Here is a 16,517-nt window from a genome sequence, read left to right on the forward strand (position 1 = left end):
ACCTACAAATCCGATACGGTTAACGAATAATAAAAAGGATGTATCGATGAGCATAACTAAACTCTCAGCCAAACGCTGGTGGTACATAATGCCGATTGTGTTTATCACTTACAGTCTGGCTTATCTCGATCGGGCAAACTTTAGCTTTGCCGCCGCGGCCGGACTTAATGAAGACCTCGGTATCACCAGAGGCATGGCATCTCTGTTAGGTGCACTGTTCTTTCTCGGCTATTTTTTCTTTCAGATCCCCGGAGCTATTTACGCCGAGCGCCGCAGCGTTAAGCGATTGATCTTCTGGTGCCTGATTCTATGGGGCATGTGCGCAACCCTGACCGGAATGGTGAGCAATATCCCGATGCTGATCGGCATCCGCTTTGCCCTCGGCGTAGTAGAGGCTGCGGTAATGCCGGCGATGCTGATTTATATCAGTAACTGGTTTACGAAGTCAGAACGCTCGCGGGCCAATACCTTCCTGATACTGGGTAATCCGGTCACCGTACTGTGGATGTCTATCGTCTCAGGCTATCTGGTCCATGCCTATGGCTGGCGCGAAATGTTTATCATCGAGGGTATTCCTGCCGTTATCTGGGCATTCTGCTGGTGGATGCTGGTTCAGGACAAACCCTCACAGGCTAAATGGCTCAGCGATGACGAAAAAAGCGCGCTACAGCAGCAGCTAGCTAAAGAACAGGAAGGCATTAAAGCGGTACGTAACTACCGCGAAGCCTTTAAATCTCGCAACGTCATTATTTTATGCATGCAGTACTTTGCCTGGAGTATTGGCGTGTATGGCTTCGTCCTGTGGCTACCGTCGATTCTACGTAACGGCTCAGAGATGGGCATGATCGAAGCCGGTTGGCTGTCCGCAGTGCCTTATCTGGTTGCGACCATAGCCATGATTGTCGTCTCGTGGGCATCGGATAAGATGCAAAACCGTAAGCTGTTCGTCTGGCCACTGTTACTGATCGGGGCTCTGGCCTTCTTCGGCTCTTACCTACTAGGCAGCAGCAACTTTTGGCTCTCTTATATCTTACTGGTGATTGCCGGTGCGGCGATGTATGCCCCTTACGGCCCGTTCTTCGCCATTATTCCTGAAATGCTACCGCGTAATGTGGCAGGCGGGGCCATGGCATTGATTAACAGCATGGGTGCGCTGGGATCATTCTTTGGTTCGTGGTTTGTCGGTTACCTAAACGGCGCAACCGGTAGCCCGTCGGCCTCATATATGTTTATGGCTTTGGCTCTACTGGCATCGGTCGGCCTTACGCTGATCGTTAAACCGGCACAGGAACAAACCGCCTGATTCAATTAGCGCCGTACCTTTGGTATGGCGCTTTATTATCTAAAATCCATTAGTGAGAAATGCCATGAAGCCCTCTGTTATCCTGTACAAAATTTTACCCGACGACCTGCTGGCCCGGCTGGAACAACATTTTACCGTTACCCAGTTTAATCGCCTGACGGCCGAAAACCGGCCGGCCTTTCTACAGGCGCTTGAGCATGCAGAAGGGTTAATAGGTTCCGGCGGTCAAATAGACAAAGCCGTTTTGGATCTGGCACCTAAACTACGGGCCGTCTCAACCATCTCCGTTGGCTACGATAACTTCGACGTTAATGCCATGACTGAGCGAGGTATCGTTATGATGCATACGCCAACGGTACTCACCGAAACCGTGGCGGATACCGTTATGGCTTTGATTCTGTCCACTGCTCGTAGAGTGGTTGAAGTGGCTAACTGGGCTAAATCCGGGCAGTGGAAAGGCAGCGTTGGCAGCGATCTGTTCGGCCTCGACGTACACCACAAAACGATAGGTATTCTCGGCATGGGCCGTATCGGGCTGGCATTAGCTCAACGCGCTAACCTCGGATTTAATATGCCGGTGCTGTATAACGATCGTCAGGCTAATCCTGCAGTAGAATCGCGGTTCAACGCCCGCTTCTGCGATTTAGATACCCTGCTGTCCGAGTCGGATTTCTTATGTATTAGCCTGCCGTTAACCCCTCAGACTCACCATTTGATTGGAAAAGATCAACTGAAGAAAATGAAACCCAATGCCATTTTGATTAACACCGGCCGTGGCCCGGTGATTGATGAAGCGGCACTGATTGAAGCACTTAAGGCCGGTACAATTCATGGTGCCGGGCTGGACGTTTATGAAAAAGAGCCGCTGGCCCCAGACTCTGAGCTGTTTCGCTTGCCCAACGTTGTCGCCCTTCCTCATATCGGTTCGGCCACTCACGAGACCCGCTACAATATGTCGGCCTGTGCGGTAGATAACCTGATTACCGCACTAACCGGTACAGTGGAAGTTAACTGCGTGAATGCGCAGGTTTTAGCAAAATAGTCGCGGGTGATTTAAAGCCACCATTCCTTGGTTAATAACGACTGAAAAAAAAAGCACCGGACCAACGCCAGTGCTTTTTTATTACTACAAACTAAGGATTAATCCAGCTTTGGATGTTGATCGATAAGCCGCTGTCTTTTCTTCTCCAGCTCTTTTATCTGACTATCAATATCTTCCACTCTTTGTTCAATATTATCGTACTGTTCCTGCAACAGTTCTTTAGCCTCAGAACGGTCAGATGCCGCCGGAGTAGCGCCTTTCAGCGGCATATTAGCCGTCTCTTTCATAAACAGGCCGGTAACCAAGCCAATCACTGATACCACCATCAGATAATAAGCAGGCATATACAAATTGTTGGTTGCTTCAACCAGCCACGCGGCCAGCGTCGGTGTTGCACCCGCAACCAGAACCGAAATATTAAACGAAATAGCCAATGCACTGTAACGGATATGGGTTGGGAACATCGCCGGCAGCGTCGAGGCCATTACGCCGGTAAATGCATTAAGTAACACTGCCAGTATTAACAAACCAACAAAGATCAAACCAATCACATCGCTGTTAATCAGCTTAAAACAAGGGATCGCCAGCACTAACAGACCGATACTTCCGCCTATAACAAAAGGCCTACGGCCCAGACGGTCACTCATTAAGCCCATCACCGGCTGAACAAACAGCATGCCGATCATGACCGCAATTATAATCAATACCCCGTGATCCTCCGAATAATGAAGATTATGGGATAAATAGCTCGGCATATATGTCAGCAGCATGTAATAGGTGACGTTGGTTGCGATAACCAGCCCAACACATACCAGCAGGCTCTTCCATTGGGTCGATGCTATCTCTCTGAATGACATCTTCGGTGGGTTTTGAATGGCATTACGATCGTCGGCTTCCATTTTATCTACGTGCTGTTGGAATGCAGGTGTCTCTTCCAGCGCATGACGTAAATACAGGCCGATTAAACCTAGCGGTGCCGCAAGGAAGAACGGAATTCGCCATCCCCAGTCGAGGAAATCCTGCTCACCGACCATGCTCGAAATAAATACCACTACGCCAGCACCCATCACAAACCCGGCAATCGATCCGAAATCAAGCCAGCTTCCCATGAAGCCACGCTTTCTGTCCGGAGAGTATTCAGCTACAAATATGGCTGCACCTGAATACTCTCCGCCAACGGAAAAACCCTGCGCAAGTTTTGCCAGCAACAATAGAATTGGCGCCCAAATGCCGATAGACGCATACGAGGGGATTAAACCAATACAAAAGGTACTCACGGCCATAATGATGATAGTGATGGAAAGTACTTTCTGGCGGCCAAATTTATCACCCATAGCGCCAAAAAACAGACCACCCAGTGGCCGGACAATAAAGGGAACTGAAAACGTCGCCAGTGCGGCGATCATCTGAATACCCGGTGATGCCCCCGGAAAAAATACTTGCCCTAAAGCATAGGCGACGAAGCCATAGACGCCAAAATCAAACCACTCCATTGCGTTACCCAGTGCCGCTGCCGTTATGGCCTTCTTTAGCTTGGCATCATCAATGATTGTAATATCATTAATTTGTAGTGGCGTAGCGCGTTTTCTTATAAATTTCATTGAGTTAAATCCTTACTTTTACTATTACTCTTGGGTCCTGATTCACCGTTTAAAATAAATCTAACGTTGTAGATACCTAGGGATATCAACATGATGGATAACAACAAAAACACCCTGACAACAATTATTTTAGTCGATAAAATTAGGATGCTAGGTTTTTTTTCATTAATTAAAGCGATAGGTACCACCAATTAGCTATCAGATTGGTCATATACTCATCTATAAAATTGCCATTTATATAGTCGAAAAGGCTGATAAATCAAAAATTATCAGACAAGAAAAAACGACTGATTAGCCGGAGAACCTACCCAAGCTCACCAGTAAGAAATAAGGGAATAAAGGGGCTAATCAATCAATGCGTGCCGATATTTCTCCAGCATCTCAGCCAGCCGTCTGACCGGTACGGTGACAATCTCCGGTGCCTGATAATCCACCAGTTTCTGCTGATAAATATTCAACTCTTCCAGCAAGCGCATAAAATATTCGCTTCTTTTCACATCGCTGTTAGTCGAACAGACTTTATCTGCCGTTGCCCGAATCCGCTTATGAAAATCTGACAGTTCCTGATTGACAGGAATAGGCGCATTGCGCAATCGCTGTTGAGCAATAATCAACGTTAAGGCTAATCGATACTTGGCAATATCGTTAGGGAACATATTCAGTAACTGAAACAGCTGCTGGTACAGCGCAGGAAGGTGATTTTCATTACGACGGCTCTGATTAGTGGTCAGAGAAGACACCGCGCTGAACACAAAGCGGTTGAGCAGCGTACGTCCGGTTCGGGCCTTCGCATGGTCGCGAATTAAGAACAGAACAATCATCGACACAAAGCAGCCAATAATCTGGCTGACGGCATTATCAATAAAAATACTTACCGGAAATGACATCGGGTTGCTCAACACAATAATATTAATGGTTGAAGCCAGCGTACCCAGCGATCCTAAACGACGCTTCTGTACCTGTAGCCCGATAATAAACGACAGCAATCCTAAACTGATACACAGTAAAAGCATGCTTTGCTGAGTCGAAGGCATGATGAGCATATAAAACAGTCCACCAACCGGTAAGGCAATAATGGTCCCGAGCAGAAAATCAATTGATGCCATGCGCGGGTTAGGTGTCCGCATCGCCAATGCGGTAACAACGGCAATCATAACCATAAAACCGCTGCCGGACTCCCAGCCGGTCCACAGCCAGAACAGGCAGCCCACCGATGTTGCCACCCAAGTTCGTAAGCCATTAATCATCGCGTGATGACCTTCCGCCGATGACGGCTTCACAACGTATTCGCTTGCCAGAATAGCGTCTTCAACGCGGCTAATGCTGCTGTTAGTGTGAACCCCCTTTGCCAATAGCAGGTAACGGGTTGCGGTGCCAATCCAGCCGCTGAGAGTGACTGGAATATCACTACTCAGGCCGCCGCCCACCAGATAACGTAGCTGTTTTATACGGCTATGCACATCAGCTATTGTTTCTACCGGTTGGCCAATCAGCGTCCGTATTTGGGCAGGGAGCCGATCGGGACTCTCTTTAGTAATAAAGAACGTTTCACAGGCATGGGTTATCAGAGTCAGCGAAACGGTATTCAGCGCAGTCAAACGTCGATTACAGCGAATCCAGCGGGATGACTCCAGCATCAGATTACCGCGCATTCCGTTCAACCCGTTGGTGGCTTTAACTAAGTTATTCCACGCGGTATCCACCGCCTCTTTGTCTTTGCCACTAACACACAGTTGCAGTAAGCGGAACTGATCGACCATTAGCTGGCTTACCGTTCGGTCAATATCGTTTTTAATTGAGCGAGGAGAAAACAAGATATCAGCCAGTACCGCACAAACAATTCCCAATACAATTTCGCTACAGCGCTCTACGGCAAACTGGGGGCCTAGCGTTGAATGGCTTGCCCCGCTGGTAATCACAATAATTAATGCGGTATACCCCGCCAGCCCAAGCGCATAGGAATTCTCAATCCGCACTAATGAAGAAAGCCAGGTACAAATTCCGGCCCAGGCGCAGCCGACCAGCAACATCACTACCGGAGCCCTGATGAATAGCACCATAATGATCAGGCCGGCAATAGATCCGATAAACGTTCCGATAATCCGCAGCCAGCCACGGTGGCGAATGGCACCGGAAAATGGTTCACCACCGGCGGCAAATGCCGGGCCGGCAACCACAATAGCGGCAGTCAATACTGACCACCTCGGCGTTTGTAGCTGCAGATGAAAGCCTAAAAACAGCGCCAGCACAATGGCGAAAGTCAGCTTACACGGGAAGCGCAGGCGTAAGAATACGCTACTGTTCATCATCGGCTTCGCTTAACCAAACTCGCGCAGGCGGTGCATCAGCATCATCACCGGTGAAGACTGGTTATCGGCCTCGGCCTTCTTGGTTACGACAACGGTCGCCGTGGTCCCTGCCGGGTACGGGTGTTCCTGCTCAGCGGGCGCCAGCAAAATTTTCACCGGCACCCGTTGGGCAAGGCGTACCCACTCAAGATTAGAATCAACCGTTGCCAGACCTTTACTATCGGCAACAGAACTACTGTTATGAATACCGGCTGAAATGCTGTCGACCGTTCCGGTCAAAATTCGATTGCTGCCCAACGGCGTAATTTCGACCCTATCGCCTTGCTTAATGGTATTGAGCTTGGTCTCTTCCATATAGGCCAAAATATAAAACGAACCTTTCTTCACCAATGCTACCGTGGTTTGACCCCGATTAATAAACTCACCGGCATGAACATTCAGGTTAGTCACCCAACCGTCGGCTGGCGCGAGTACCACGGTTCTTTCCAAATCTAATCGCGCTAAATCCCGTGCAGCGGTGGCTTTAGCTAACTGGTGACGAACCGTCGCCAGTGAATTATTTGACTGGTCGATCTCTTCCTGCGACATAGCCTGAACGCCAAGACGCACGCGACGACCTGCTTCGCGCTGTTTTTCAGCGGCCAGCGTTTTGAAATATTCTACATCGGCCTCCGCTTGGTTAAGCGCCTGTTCATACCGCTGCCGATCGATAACCATCAGAACCTGGCCTTTTTTAACCAACTGGTTATCAACGATCGGCACTTCTGATAACAGGCCACTGACGTCCGGAGAAATCGCCACTACGTCGGCGGTAAATTTGGCATCTCTGGTCCAGGGCGATTCGGTATAGAACGCCCAAGTTTTAAATACGGCAATCGCGGCCAGCACGACAAGAATCACCGTAATGGCAATTCGGCTTGTTTTTATCATTAATTGATTCACGGTGGCCTCAAATAAATAAACGGGTAATCAAATAGAACAGACAGCAATAGAGGGCCGTATTAAATAGCGCCGGATGCCAGACAAAGTCATATATTCCAGTCGGCTGTAATAACCGCCTGCATAAAAAAAATAGCGCTAAAGCTAATAGTAGTTCGAAAAAAATCGGTGGAAACGACAGGCCAAAAATGACCATCACCGGTAGCAACTCCATGATTTACCCTTACGATTACAATGATATTAAACGCCGGTTTCACTGAGTTAATTAGTCCGGTTCTATATTTACTGCACCAATATTTACTGCACAAACTCTCATTCCCGTGACGTCACAGGCAGGCACTCATATACAACAAAAATGAGATCGATCGGAATAAGAGTAACGACCACTCGCCTTGGCCGGAAAGTCATAGTCGGGAACCACGTCAACAGGACTGAAGCCTGTCAGTTGTAGCGTTGTATACTAGCTAAGAATAATCGCTCTGCATAGAATCTGTGAGCTAAATCACTTTTCACTTTAACTTAACAATCCCCCCTTTTTTTCAGCTATTATTAGTCAATCCTTTTGCCGTACAGAGGGCGTTTCCCCTTTTATTGCATATCACCAATTCAGGCAGAATAAAGAATGGAACGACTTAACCGCATGGCGGTATTTGCTAAAGTAGCAGAATTCGGCTCTTTTACCCGCGCGGCCCGCCAGTTAGAAACCAGCGTTTCATCCGTTAGCCAGACAATTTCTAAACTGGAAAATGAGCTCAACGTTAAGCTGCTTAATCGTAGCACCCGCAGCATAGCCCTGACCGAGGCCGGTAAGATCTATTATCAGGGTTGCCGCCGCATGCTGGCTGAAGCCAAAGACGTGCATGAACAGCTCGATGCTTTCAATAACACCCCGACGGGTACCCTGCGCATTGGTTGTTCAACTACCATGTCTCAGAACGTACTGGCGAATATGACTGCAGAGATGCTGCGTGAATATCCGGGGCTGAAAGTCGATTTAGTCGCCGGCGTCCCTGCTCCGGACCTCATCTCCGACGGTTTGGACGTGGTTATTCGCGTTGGTGCACTTCAGGATTCCAGCCTGTTTTCTAAACGCCTGGGATCTATGCCCATGGTCGTATGCGCCGCCCGCAGCTACCTCACTACCTACGGTACCCCCGAAAAACCCGGTGATATGGTGAACTTTTCGTGGCTGGAATACAGCGTTCGACCGGACAGTGAATTTGAGCTGATTGCTCCGGAAGGCGTGACGACGCGAATAACGCCTCAGGGGCGTTTTATGACTAATGATGCTCAAACCATGATTCGCTGGTTAAAAGCCGGAGCCGGTATTGCCTACGTTCCGTTAATGTGGGTAATTGATGATATTAATTCCGGTGAAGTAGAAATTTTGTTTCCCCGTTATCACTCGGATCCGCGCCCGGTCTATGCGCTATATACCGAGAAAGATAAGCTACCGCTGAAAGTACAGGTATGCATTAACTACCTTACTGATTACTTTATTCAAGTAACGCAGATGTACCAAAGCTATCGTCAGCAAGCTAAATCCCGGGAACGGCAAAGTTAACAGGCGTAATTCGCTATGCATGAGATTATCAGTAACATTCATTTTATTTATCAGGCAAAACGGCCTCAGGTATTACGCCAGCTCTCGGTGACATCTCCGCTTCTGGCCTGGGTACGCAGCGGGCAAAAACGCGTAACGACAGAAGACAGTCACTATACGTGCCATACAGAGCAATGCATCGTTTTACCGGCCCCTTACCAGTTCGGCATAGAAAATATTCCGGTACATCAGGGGCGATATTTTGCCCACTGCATTGTGCCACCAACCGCCTGGATGGACCGATTCCGGCAACGCTATGGTGATTTGATTTCTCAGCATATTTCTCACAATAACAGCAGCCCTCCGGTTTTTGACTTATCCCAAACCCTGCACCGACAGCTTGAAGAGTTTATTAGCCTGACTGAATTGAATGACCCCACCTCGCTGGATCGGGCCCGAGTTGAATTGGTATGGCAGCAAATTCTACTTACTATGATGTATGACGGCGTTGGCGCCGCGCTGTTTATTAATCCGAAAGCAAGCCTGGCCGGTACGGTTAGCGCCCTGATTAATGCAGACTTGGCCCGTGACTGGCAGAGTAAAGAATTAGCCGGCAGGCTGAATATGAGTGAATCGACCTTCAGGCGAAAACTACAAAGTGAAAATACATCGTTTACCCAGCTACTACATCAGCTACGCATGAGCCATGCGGCACATTTACTGATGGCCAGTAGTCACAATATTCAGCAAATTGCTCTGGATACCGGCTATAGCTCGCCGTCTAAATTCACATCTCGTTTTAAACAACAGTTTGGTTTAACACCCGCAGCATTAAGAAAAACCCTGTAAGCCTCACAATAACCGAATCGGGATATCATCTGACCGGTTCGGGCGCGAAAGCATAGGCTTAACCGGCGGATGATAGTCACCTCTGATTCAATTTGAATATGGATGTGCCTGATGACAAAAATAACGACTACAGCACTGCTACTGGCTTCGGTTTTTTGTAGCGCTGCTCACGCCAATAGCCATAACTTCACAATGACTAGCCCACAAATAAAAGCGAACCAGACGATGCCCGCAGAGCAGGTATTCTCTGGTTTCGGCTGCCAAGGAGGCAACCTCTCACCGGAGCTAAACTGGCAAAATCCACCGGTGGGAACGAAAAGCTTTGCCGTCTCGGTATACGATCCGGCGGCACCGACCGGCAGCGGCTGGTGGCACTGGATGGTGTTTAATATTCCGACTGATGTTACCCGCTTACCATCGGGCATCACTGAAGCAGGCCACAACTTACCTCATGGCGCAGTCCAAGCCCGTAACGACTTTGGTTTATCCGCTTATGGCGGAGCCTGTCCGCCGGTAGGCGATGCTGCTCACCCCTACATCTTTACGGTTTACGCCCTTAGCGTGGATAAACTCCCGTTAGATAGCAATACACCGCCCGCCATGGTGGGGTATATGATTAACAGTAACCTGTTGGGTAAAGCGACATTCACCAGTTATTATCAGCGCTGATTACGATGCGTTAACGCCATCAAACCCGTACTGTTTGCGGGTTTGATGCTATTTAGGTTCGCCGTTTTTTTGCCTGCATCAATATTAATGACGGCTATCGTCAGCCTCTGCTTTTCCCGATAAACTCAATGCCAGAGTATTTGAAAAAACAGGAGCCTTGATATGAGTAACGCGCCCATAGTTAAAAACTCCGGCATCAGTAACGTTAGCTTTGGCCACAACGTTACCCTTGTTCAGCCGGTTAACCTATACGGCTGTTTTATTGGCAATGATGTCTTTATCGGCCCTTTTGTTGAAATACAAAAAAATACTCATATCGGTGAACGAACTAAAATTCAGTCCCACAGTTTTTTGTGTGAATACATCACTATCGGCGACGATTGTTTTATTGGCCACGGCGTGATGTTTGCAAATGATATGTTTAAAAACGGTAAGCCCGATGCCCGTTGTGAATCATGGGCCCGTATTGCTATCGGAAATCGGGTATCAATCGGCTCTAATGCCACGATTCTTGCCGTAACTATCTGCGACGACGTGGTTATCGGTGCCGGTTCCGTCGTCACTAAAGATATTTCAACTGCCGGGATTTATGCCGGAAATCCGGCCCGTTTTTTACGCCCGCTGCCCGATGAGGTAGAATGAATAGCGTTACTACAATAAGTCTATAAATTAAGGTTATTCTGTGCGTTATTATATCCGCCCGATGACATCGGTTGATTTAAGCAATGTGCTTCACATTCAAGCCTCGGTTTATCACGCCGATCTTCTGGAAGGGATTGAGTTCTTTCAAAATCGGCTGTTGTTGTCAGCAGCTAACTGTTGGGTAGCGGAAGGGGAAGCATCCCTGCTTGGCTATTTGATCTCATACCCGTGGCTACGTACTTTTCCACCAGAGTTAGACGTTATGTTGGAAAATATTCCCCCCTATGCCGATAGCTGGTTTGTTCATGACTGTGCGATTTCACCTGCGGCTCAGGGCCTTGGCGTTGGCAAACAGCTATTTACCTCAGCTCAGAAACATGCACTACAACAGGGGTTTACCCACACTAGTCTGGTGTCCTTAGCACAGGCTAACAGTTACTGGCTACGTCATGGCTATACCGCGGTGGATAATACTCCGCAGTTGGATAAGAAACTGGCCCAATATGGCAACGGTGCCTGTTATATGTACCGCGAGGTCGGCTAAAAACCGGCGATGCCCATCGCCTTAAGTCGTTGAGCAAACAGTACAACCTGCGGATGATGAATAAACTCATATGCCTGAGCTGCGCCTTTCTTACCTAAATGCCCATCACTCAGCCAGTCGTCATAGCTGCGTTCCTGTAGCATAGCCCAGTCTAATGTGCCCCAGTCTTTGGCCGGTATAAAGGTAAACCCCAGAGCAGGCAGCCATTTTTCGATACCTTTGGCGCGGGCTGAAACAAACTGCTGGTAAACCTTTTGCGCCGTCACTTGACCTAGTCCGGGTACGCTATTCAAATCCTCGGCAGACAAAGACAGCCAGGATGTCATATCCGTCACTTTCCCTGATGCCACTAACGCTTGCCAGGTTTTAGGACCAATATCTTTTAAATTGAGTCCCTGTTTTCCACTCAACCAATCCAGACGAGAGACAAACTGTTGTTCACACCCTTGCGCCGCAGTCCAGCAGCTCAGAGCGTGATATCGATTCTCGTCGGGTGCTACCACGTCAATACGCTGTTCTAATCGCCAGATTACCTGATTGATCTGCGGAACCGCCTGACCGGCCAGCGTCAGGGAAACCCGATCGCCCGGATGAATATCCCACTGCCGCCAGCGTGCCGGAGAACCGAGGCTAATTCGCCGTATCCATTTATCATCCAGCTTAACTGGCTTAACGTTAACGACCGCTGAGATTCGTCCGGTCCGACCCACGTTAAAATCTATCGACTGGACTTCAGCAATAATATTCTCAGCCGGGTACTTCCACGCCGCAACCCATAGCGGAGGCTTAGTGATCCATAAACCACCCGCAGGGCGATTACCCTGCCGAATAACCACGCCATCACGTGCAAAAGGCAGAACGGTATTAAACCAATGCTGATACCAACGGTTAGCGTCTTCAAATGAAGCCACAGGACGGGTGTTATCTGTCCCGTAGGTAAATCCCATGGCTTTTAGCTGGGTAATGCGATCGGCCATGTCTTCCGGCCCGTCCGGCCATTCCCATAGCCAAAATTCTATCCGATCGATCGCTTCACTTGATAACGCCTGACTAACCATCGCACCCGCAACTTTAGAGCGGGCATTCTGTCCGCCATCCCGCCGTTGAATATGATTGTCCATCCGCCAGAACAACTCCCCCTGAACCACTAACCGGCTACGCTCAGTTCGAATTTGCCTTGGAATACCTTTAAGATTCAGCGCATGAGCCGTCCAGTCTTCGCCTTGAGTATTATTACCCCGGCTGATTGCCGAGCTCAATCGACCATTTTGATATATCAGCGTAACGGCAACGCCATCAATCTTGGGCTGAATCCACAGGTTATTACGTTGACTGATCCAGTGCATTACGGCCTGAATATTCGCTAACTTGATTAATCCGGTATGAACGACAGGATGCCGTAAAGGAAAATCAGGCGTTTCACTACTGGCAGGTACCTCCGCCGAAACCCACTGAGGAAAACAGCCGCGCCATAGCGCCCGCTGCTGAAGCAGATGGTCGTAAATATCGTCATCAACCTGAGAAATGCCCTGAAAATAGTAGGTCTTATCCCAACGTGCCAATTGAGCATCCAGCACGTTCACTTCTCTGATAGCCTGTGCTTTATTCCATGTCGGGCAATCCTGATGGTCCTGCCCCGATACCGCATAACTATTTAAATAAAGTAATAGTAGCCCGATCAGTAACTTGATAAATAATGTCATCCAACACCCCTACCTCTTACGTCAGAAAGGCATATTGGAATCAAAATGACCTCAGACTAATAGCAAGAAAAAGAGCGGCTGGAATAATGTGCGTAAAAAGAATTTGAAAAGAATGTAATCCAAAATAATTTTGTAAAATACATCGAAATAAGCGTTAACAAAGGGGAATTTAATAAAAATTATCCGTTATTGTGTGACGGCGCTTTATGCTTTGCCGCAGCGGTGTATACTATGTAGGGATTTTGCACGCTTCTATTCAGACAATTCAACAACAGCAAACAGACACAATGATGGCTAAAGGTACACTTTATATTATCTCCGCCCCTAGTGGTGCAGGGAAATCCAGCCTTATTCAGGCTCTATTTAAAACTCAGCCAGCTTACGATATGCAGGTTTCTATTTCCCACACGACCCGGGAGAAGCGTCCGGGAGAAGTTGAGGGAGAGCATTATTATTTCGTGTCCGTTGATGAATTTAAGCAGCTCATTAAACAAGATGCATTTTTAGAATACGCTGAAGTTTTTGGTAATTATTACGGCACGTCAAGACCAAGAATTGAACGCGTTCTGTCTCAGGGTATTGACGTTTTTCTGGATATCGACTGGCAGGGTGCCCGCCAGATTCGGGAAAAAATGCCTAACAGCCGCAGCATCTTTATTCTGCCACCGTCAAAAGACGAGCTGGCGCGGCGCCTTCAGGGCAGAGGGCAAGATAGTGACGAAATTATCGCTAAACGTATGGATAAAGCCGTACAAGAAATTTCTCACTATGCAGAGTACAATTATCTGATTATTAATGATGACTTTGATTTAGCGCTACATGACCTAAAAGCAATCATTCGTACTGAACGGTTGCTGTTAGAACGTCAAAAGCAGCGAAATGAAGCTTTAATCAGCAAACTGTTGGCAGACTGAGGCCGGTTTAAGTATCATGCCCAGTCTTTTCTTTATCTGTGGAGTTTCACCATTATGGCACGCGTAACCGTACAAGACGCTGTAGAAAAAATTGGTAACCGCTTTGACCTGGTTTTGGTCGCGGCTCGCCGGGCTCGTCAACTTCAGATTCAGGGTAAAGATTCCCTCGTTCCGGAAGAGAACGACAAATATACCGTTATTGCACTGCGTGAAATTGAAGAAGGCCTGATCACCGGTCAAATTCTGGATTCACACGCACGTCAGGAACAGCAAGAGCAGGATGCAGCAGAGATGCAAGCAGTCACCGCCATTGCTGAAGGCCGTCGTTAATTAGGGCTGCGTAACTACATTGTACCTGTTTGAAAGCCTTAATATACTGGCTAAACAATACTTGCCGGACGAGCAAATTGAGTGCCTCAAACAGGCATATATTGTCGCGCGTGATGCCCATGAAGGGCAGACCCGATCCAGCGGTGAACCTTACATAACCCATCCTGTTGCAGTTGCCGGTATTCTTGCCGGCATGCGCTTGGATTATGAAACGCTAACCGCCGCATTACTCCATGACACAATCGAAGATACATCCGTAACCTATAAGGATGTTGAACAACGCTTTGGAAAAAGCGTTGCCGAACTGGTCGACGGTGTCTCGAAGCTGGATAAGCTCAAGTTCCAGGACAAGAAAGAGGCTCAGGCCGAAAACTTTCGCAAAATGATCATGGCGATGGTGCAGGATATCCGCGTCATTCTGATCAAGCTGGCTGACCGCACGCATAATATGCGTACGCTGGGTGCACTTCGCCCGGACAAACGCCGCCGTATTGCCCGTGAAACCCTGGAAATATACAGTCCTTTAGCCCATCGTCTGGGTATACATCATCTAAAAATCGAACTGGAAGAATTGGGTTTTGAAGCCCTGTATCCAAATCGTTATCGCGTTTTGAAAGAGGTGGTTAAAGCCGCCCGCGGTAACCGTAAAGAGATGATCCAAAAAATCCTCTCTGAGATTGATGGCCGATTAAAAGAGGCTGGTATCCCCTGTCGCGTAAGCGGTCGGGAAAAACACCTTTATTCCATCTACCGGAAAATGCACCATAAAGAACAGCGTTTTCACTCCATTATGGATATCTATGCGTTTCGCATTATCGTTAATGAAGTGGATACCTGCTATCGCGCATTAGGCCAGGCTCACAGCCTGTATAAACCCCGCCCGGGCAGAATTAAAGATTATATCGCTATACCCAAAGCTAACGGCTACCAGTCGCTGCATACCTCTCTGATTGGCCCTCATGGCGTTCCGGTTGAGGTACAAATTCGGACTGAAGACATGGACCAGATGGCGGAGATGGGCGTTGCTGCTCACTGGGCGTATAAAGAGAAGGGCGAATCAGGCACCGCGGCACAAATTCGTGCGCAGCGCTGGATGCAAAGCCTGCTCGAATTACAGCAAAGTGCCGGTAACTCATTTGAATTTATTGAAAGCGTTAAATCCGACCTGTTCCCCGACGAGATTTACGTTTTCACGCCGAAGGGCCGAATTGTCGAACTACAGGCAGGAGCGACACCGGTCGACTTCGCCTATGCCGTTCATACCGATATCGGCCATGCCTGCGTAGGTTCCCGCGTTGATCGCCAGCCTTATCCGCTGTCTCAAGAACTGCATAATGGTCAAACGGTTGAGATCATCACTGCGCCGGGCGCTCGCCCGAATGCCGCCTGGCTGAATTTCGTGGTCAGTTCTAAAGCCCGAACCAAAATTCGTCAGATGTTGAAAAACCTCAAGCGTGACGACTCCATTGGCTTAGGGCGCAGGTTGCTCAACCACGCATTAGGCCAAGGCCGCAAAATTGCAGATATCGAACCGCAAAATCTTAACCGCGAACTCAAACGCCTGAAATTGGCAACCCTTGACGATCTGCTGGCTGAAATTGGCCTGGGTAACGTCATGAGCGTGATGATTGCTAAGAATCTGCTGAATGAAGAGAACCTCGAAGTCGAACAGCCAACCAATGGCCGTAAGCTGGCTATTCGCGGCGCTGACGGCATTCTGCTGACCTTTGCTAAGTGCTGTCGCCCTATTCCGGGTGACCCGATCATTGCACACGTTAGCCCGGGTAAAGGCCTGGTTATTCACCATGAGTCCTGTCGAAATATTCGCGGCTACCAAAAAGAGCCGGAAAAATTCATGGCCGTCGAGTGGGCTGAAGATACCGAGCAAGAATTTATTGCCGAAATCAAAGTCGAGATGTTCAATCATCAGGGCGTACTGGCTAATCTGACCGCAGAAATTAATTCGGCTAAATCCAATATTCAGAGCCTGAATACGGAAGAGAAAGATGGCCGGGTTTATGTTGCCTTTATCCGATTAACCACGCTTAACCGCGTTCATCTGGCGAATATCATGCGCAAAATACGAATCATGCCGGATGTGATAAAAGTCACCCGCAACCGAAATTAAT

Annotated in this window: 15 protein-coding genes; 10 read left to right on the plus strand and 5 right to left on the minus strand. The window is 48.4% G+C overall.

Translation table 11 applies throughout. The features are described from left to right. Positions 1–46 precede the first annotated feature (46 nt). Together YWE_RS0106180 and ghrB are read left to right on the plus strand one after the other, a co-directional pair. Positions 47–1,303 carry an MFS transporter gene (locus YWE_RS0106180; RefSeq protein WP_029093735.1) on the plus strand — a complete coding sequence of 419 codons (1,257 nt, stop codon included), beginning with the start codon at positions 47–49 and terminating at the stop codon, positions 1,301–1,303. Positions 1,304–1,367: 64 nt separating this feature from the next. Beyond that, positions 1,368–2,345, plus strand: a complete 978-nt coding sequence (gene ghrB, locus YWE_RS0106185) for a glyoxylate/hydroxypyruvate reductase GhrB (protein WP_029093736.1) — start codon at positions 1,368–1,370, stop codon at positions 2,343–2,345. A gap of 98 nt (positions 2,346–2,443) precedes the next feature. Here the strand turns inward: ghrB and proP are convergent, their stop codons facing one another. From proP to aaeX, 4 genes are all read right to left on the minus strand, one after another. After that, the gene (proP, locus tag YWE_RS0106190) at positions 2,444–3,946 is read right to left on the minus strand and encodes a glycine betaine/L-proline transporter ProP (RefSeq protein WP_029093737.1); all 1,503 of its coding nucleotides are present in this window, start codon (positions 3,944–3,946) and stop codon (positions 2,444–2,446) included. Positions 3,947–4,290: 344 nt separating this feature from the next. Beyond that, positions 4,291–6,252: a p-hydroxybenzoic acid efflux pump subunit AaeB gene (aaeB, locus tag YWE_RS0106200; protein ID WP_029093738.1), complete on the minus strand. Its 1,962-nt coding sequence runs from the start codon at positions 6,250–6,252 to the stop codon at positions 4,291–4,293. A gap of 12 nt (positions 6,253–6,264) precedes the next feature. Then, positions 6,265–7,185 carry a p-hydroxybenzoic acid efflux pump subunit AaeA gene (gene aaeA / locus YWE_RS0106205; RefSeq protein WP_036015332.1) on the minus strand — a complete coding sequence of 307 codons (921 nt, stop codon included), beginning with the start codon at positions 7,183–7,185 and terminating at the stop codon, positions 6,265–6,267. A gap of 19 nt (positions 7,186–7,204) precedes the next feature. Further along, the gene (aaeX, locus tag YWE_RS0106210; protein WP_029093740.1) at positions 7,205–7,408 is read right to left on the minus strand and encodes a p-hydroxybenzoic acid efflux pump operon protein AaeX; all 204 of its coding nucleotides are present in this window, start codon (positions 7,406–7,408) and stop codon (positions 7,205–7,207) included. A gap of 408 nt (positions 7,409–7,816) precedes the next feature. Between aaeX and aaeR the strand changes: the two genes are divergently transcribed. From aaeR to YWE_RS0106235, 5 genes are all read left to right on the plus strand, one after another. Further along, a complete protein-coding gene (aaeR, locus tag YWE_RS0106215; RefSeq protein ID WP_029093741.1) occupies positions 7,817–8,758 on the plus strand; it encodes an HTH-type transcriptional activator AaeR in 942 nt (313 codons plus the stop codon). A 15-nt stretch (positions 8,759–8,773) separates the two neighbouring features. Further along, positions 8,774–9,586 (plus strand): helix-turn-helix transcriptional regulator, encoded by an 813-nt coding sequence (locus YWE_RS28930; protein ID WP_029093742.1) that lies wholly within the window; start codon positions 8,774–8,776, stop codon positions 9,584–9,586. A gap of 111 nt (positions 9,587–9,697) precedes the next feature. Then, the gene (locus YWE_RS0106225) at positions 9,698–10,255 is read left to right on the plus strand and encodes a YbhB/YbcL family Raf kinase inhibitor-like protein (RefSeq protein WP_099044033.1); all 558 of its coding nucleotides are present in this window, start codon (positions 9,698–9,700) and stop codon (positions 10,253–10,255) included. A gap of 162 nt (positions 10,256–10,417) precedes the next feature. Continuing rightward, positions 10,418–10,897: an acyltransferase gene (locus YWE_RS0106230; protein ID WP_029093744.1), complete on the plus strand. Its 480-nt coding sequence runs from the start codon at positions 10,418–10,420 to the stop codon at positions 10,895–10,897. 40 nt (positions 10,898–10,937) lie between these two features. Beyond that, positions 10,938–11,441, plus strand: coding sequence for a GNAT family N-acetyltransferase (locus YWE_RS0106235; RefSeq protein WP_211230994.1), 504 nt, complete (start codon positions 10,938–10,940; stop codon positions 11,439–11,441). On the opposite strand, the gene ligB is transcribed toward YWE_RS0106235, so the two are convergent. Beyond that, positions 11,438–13,144 carry an NAD-dependent DNA ligase LigB gene (gene ligB, locus YWE_RS0106240; protein ID WP_029093746.1) on the minus strand — a complete coding sequence of 569 codons (1,707 nt, stop codon included), beginning with the start codon at positions 13,142–13,144 and terminating at the stop codon, positions 11,438–11,440. The two genes, YWE_RS0106235 and ligB, sit on opposite strands and share 4 nt — an antisense overlap. A gap of 290 nt (positions 13,145–13,434) precedes the next feature. Between ligB and gmk the strand changes: the two genes are divergently transcribed. The 3 genes from gmk to spoT are packed head-to-tail and all read left to right on the plus strand — an operon-like array spanning position 13,435 to position 16,516. After that, positions 13,435–14,058: a guanylate kinase gene (gmk, locus tag YWE_RS0106245; RefSeq protein ID WP_029093747.1), complete on the plus strand. Its 624-nt coding sequence runs from the start codon at positions 13,435–13,437 to the stop codon at positions 14,056–14,058. 54 nt (positions 14,059–14,112) lie between these two features. Then, positions 14,113–14,388 (plus strand): DNA-directed RNA polymerase subunit omega, encoded by a 276-nt coding sequence (gene rpoZ, locus YWE_RS0106250; protein ID WP_029093748.1) that lies wholly within the window; start codon positions 14,113–14,115, stop codon positions 14,386–14,388. A 19-nt stretch (positions 14,389–14,407) separates the two neighbouring features. Further along, positions 14,408–16,516 (plus strand): bifunctional GTP diphosphokinase/guanosine-3',5'-bis pyrophosphate 3'-pyrophosphohydrolase, encoded by a 2,109-nt coding sequence (gene spoT / locus YWE_RS0106255; protein ID WP_029093749.1) that lies wholly within the window; start codon positions 14,408–14,410, stop codon positions 16,514–16,516. Position 16,517: the final 1 nt, after the last annotated feature.

The sequence above is a fragment of the Budvicia aquatica DSM 5075 = ATCC 35567 genome (genome assembly GCF_000427805.1).
GTDB lineage: Bacteria > Pseudomonadota > Gammaproteobacteria > Enterobacterales > Enterobacteriaceae > Budvicia > Budvicia aquatica.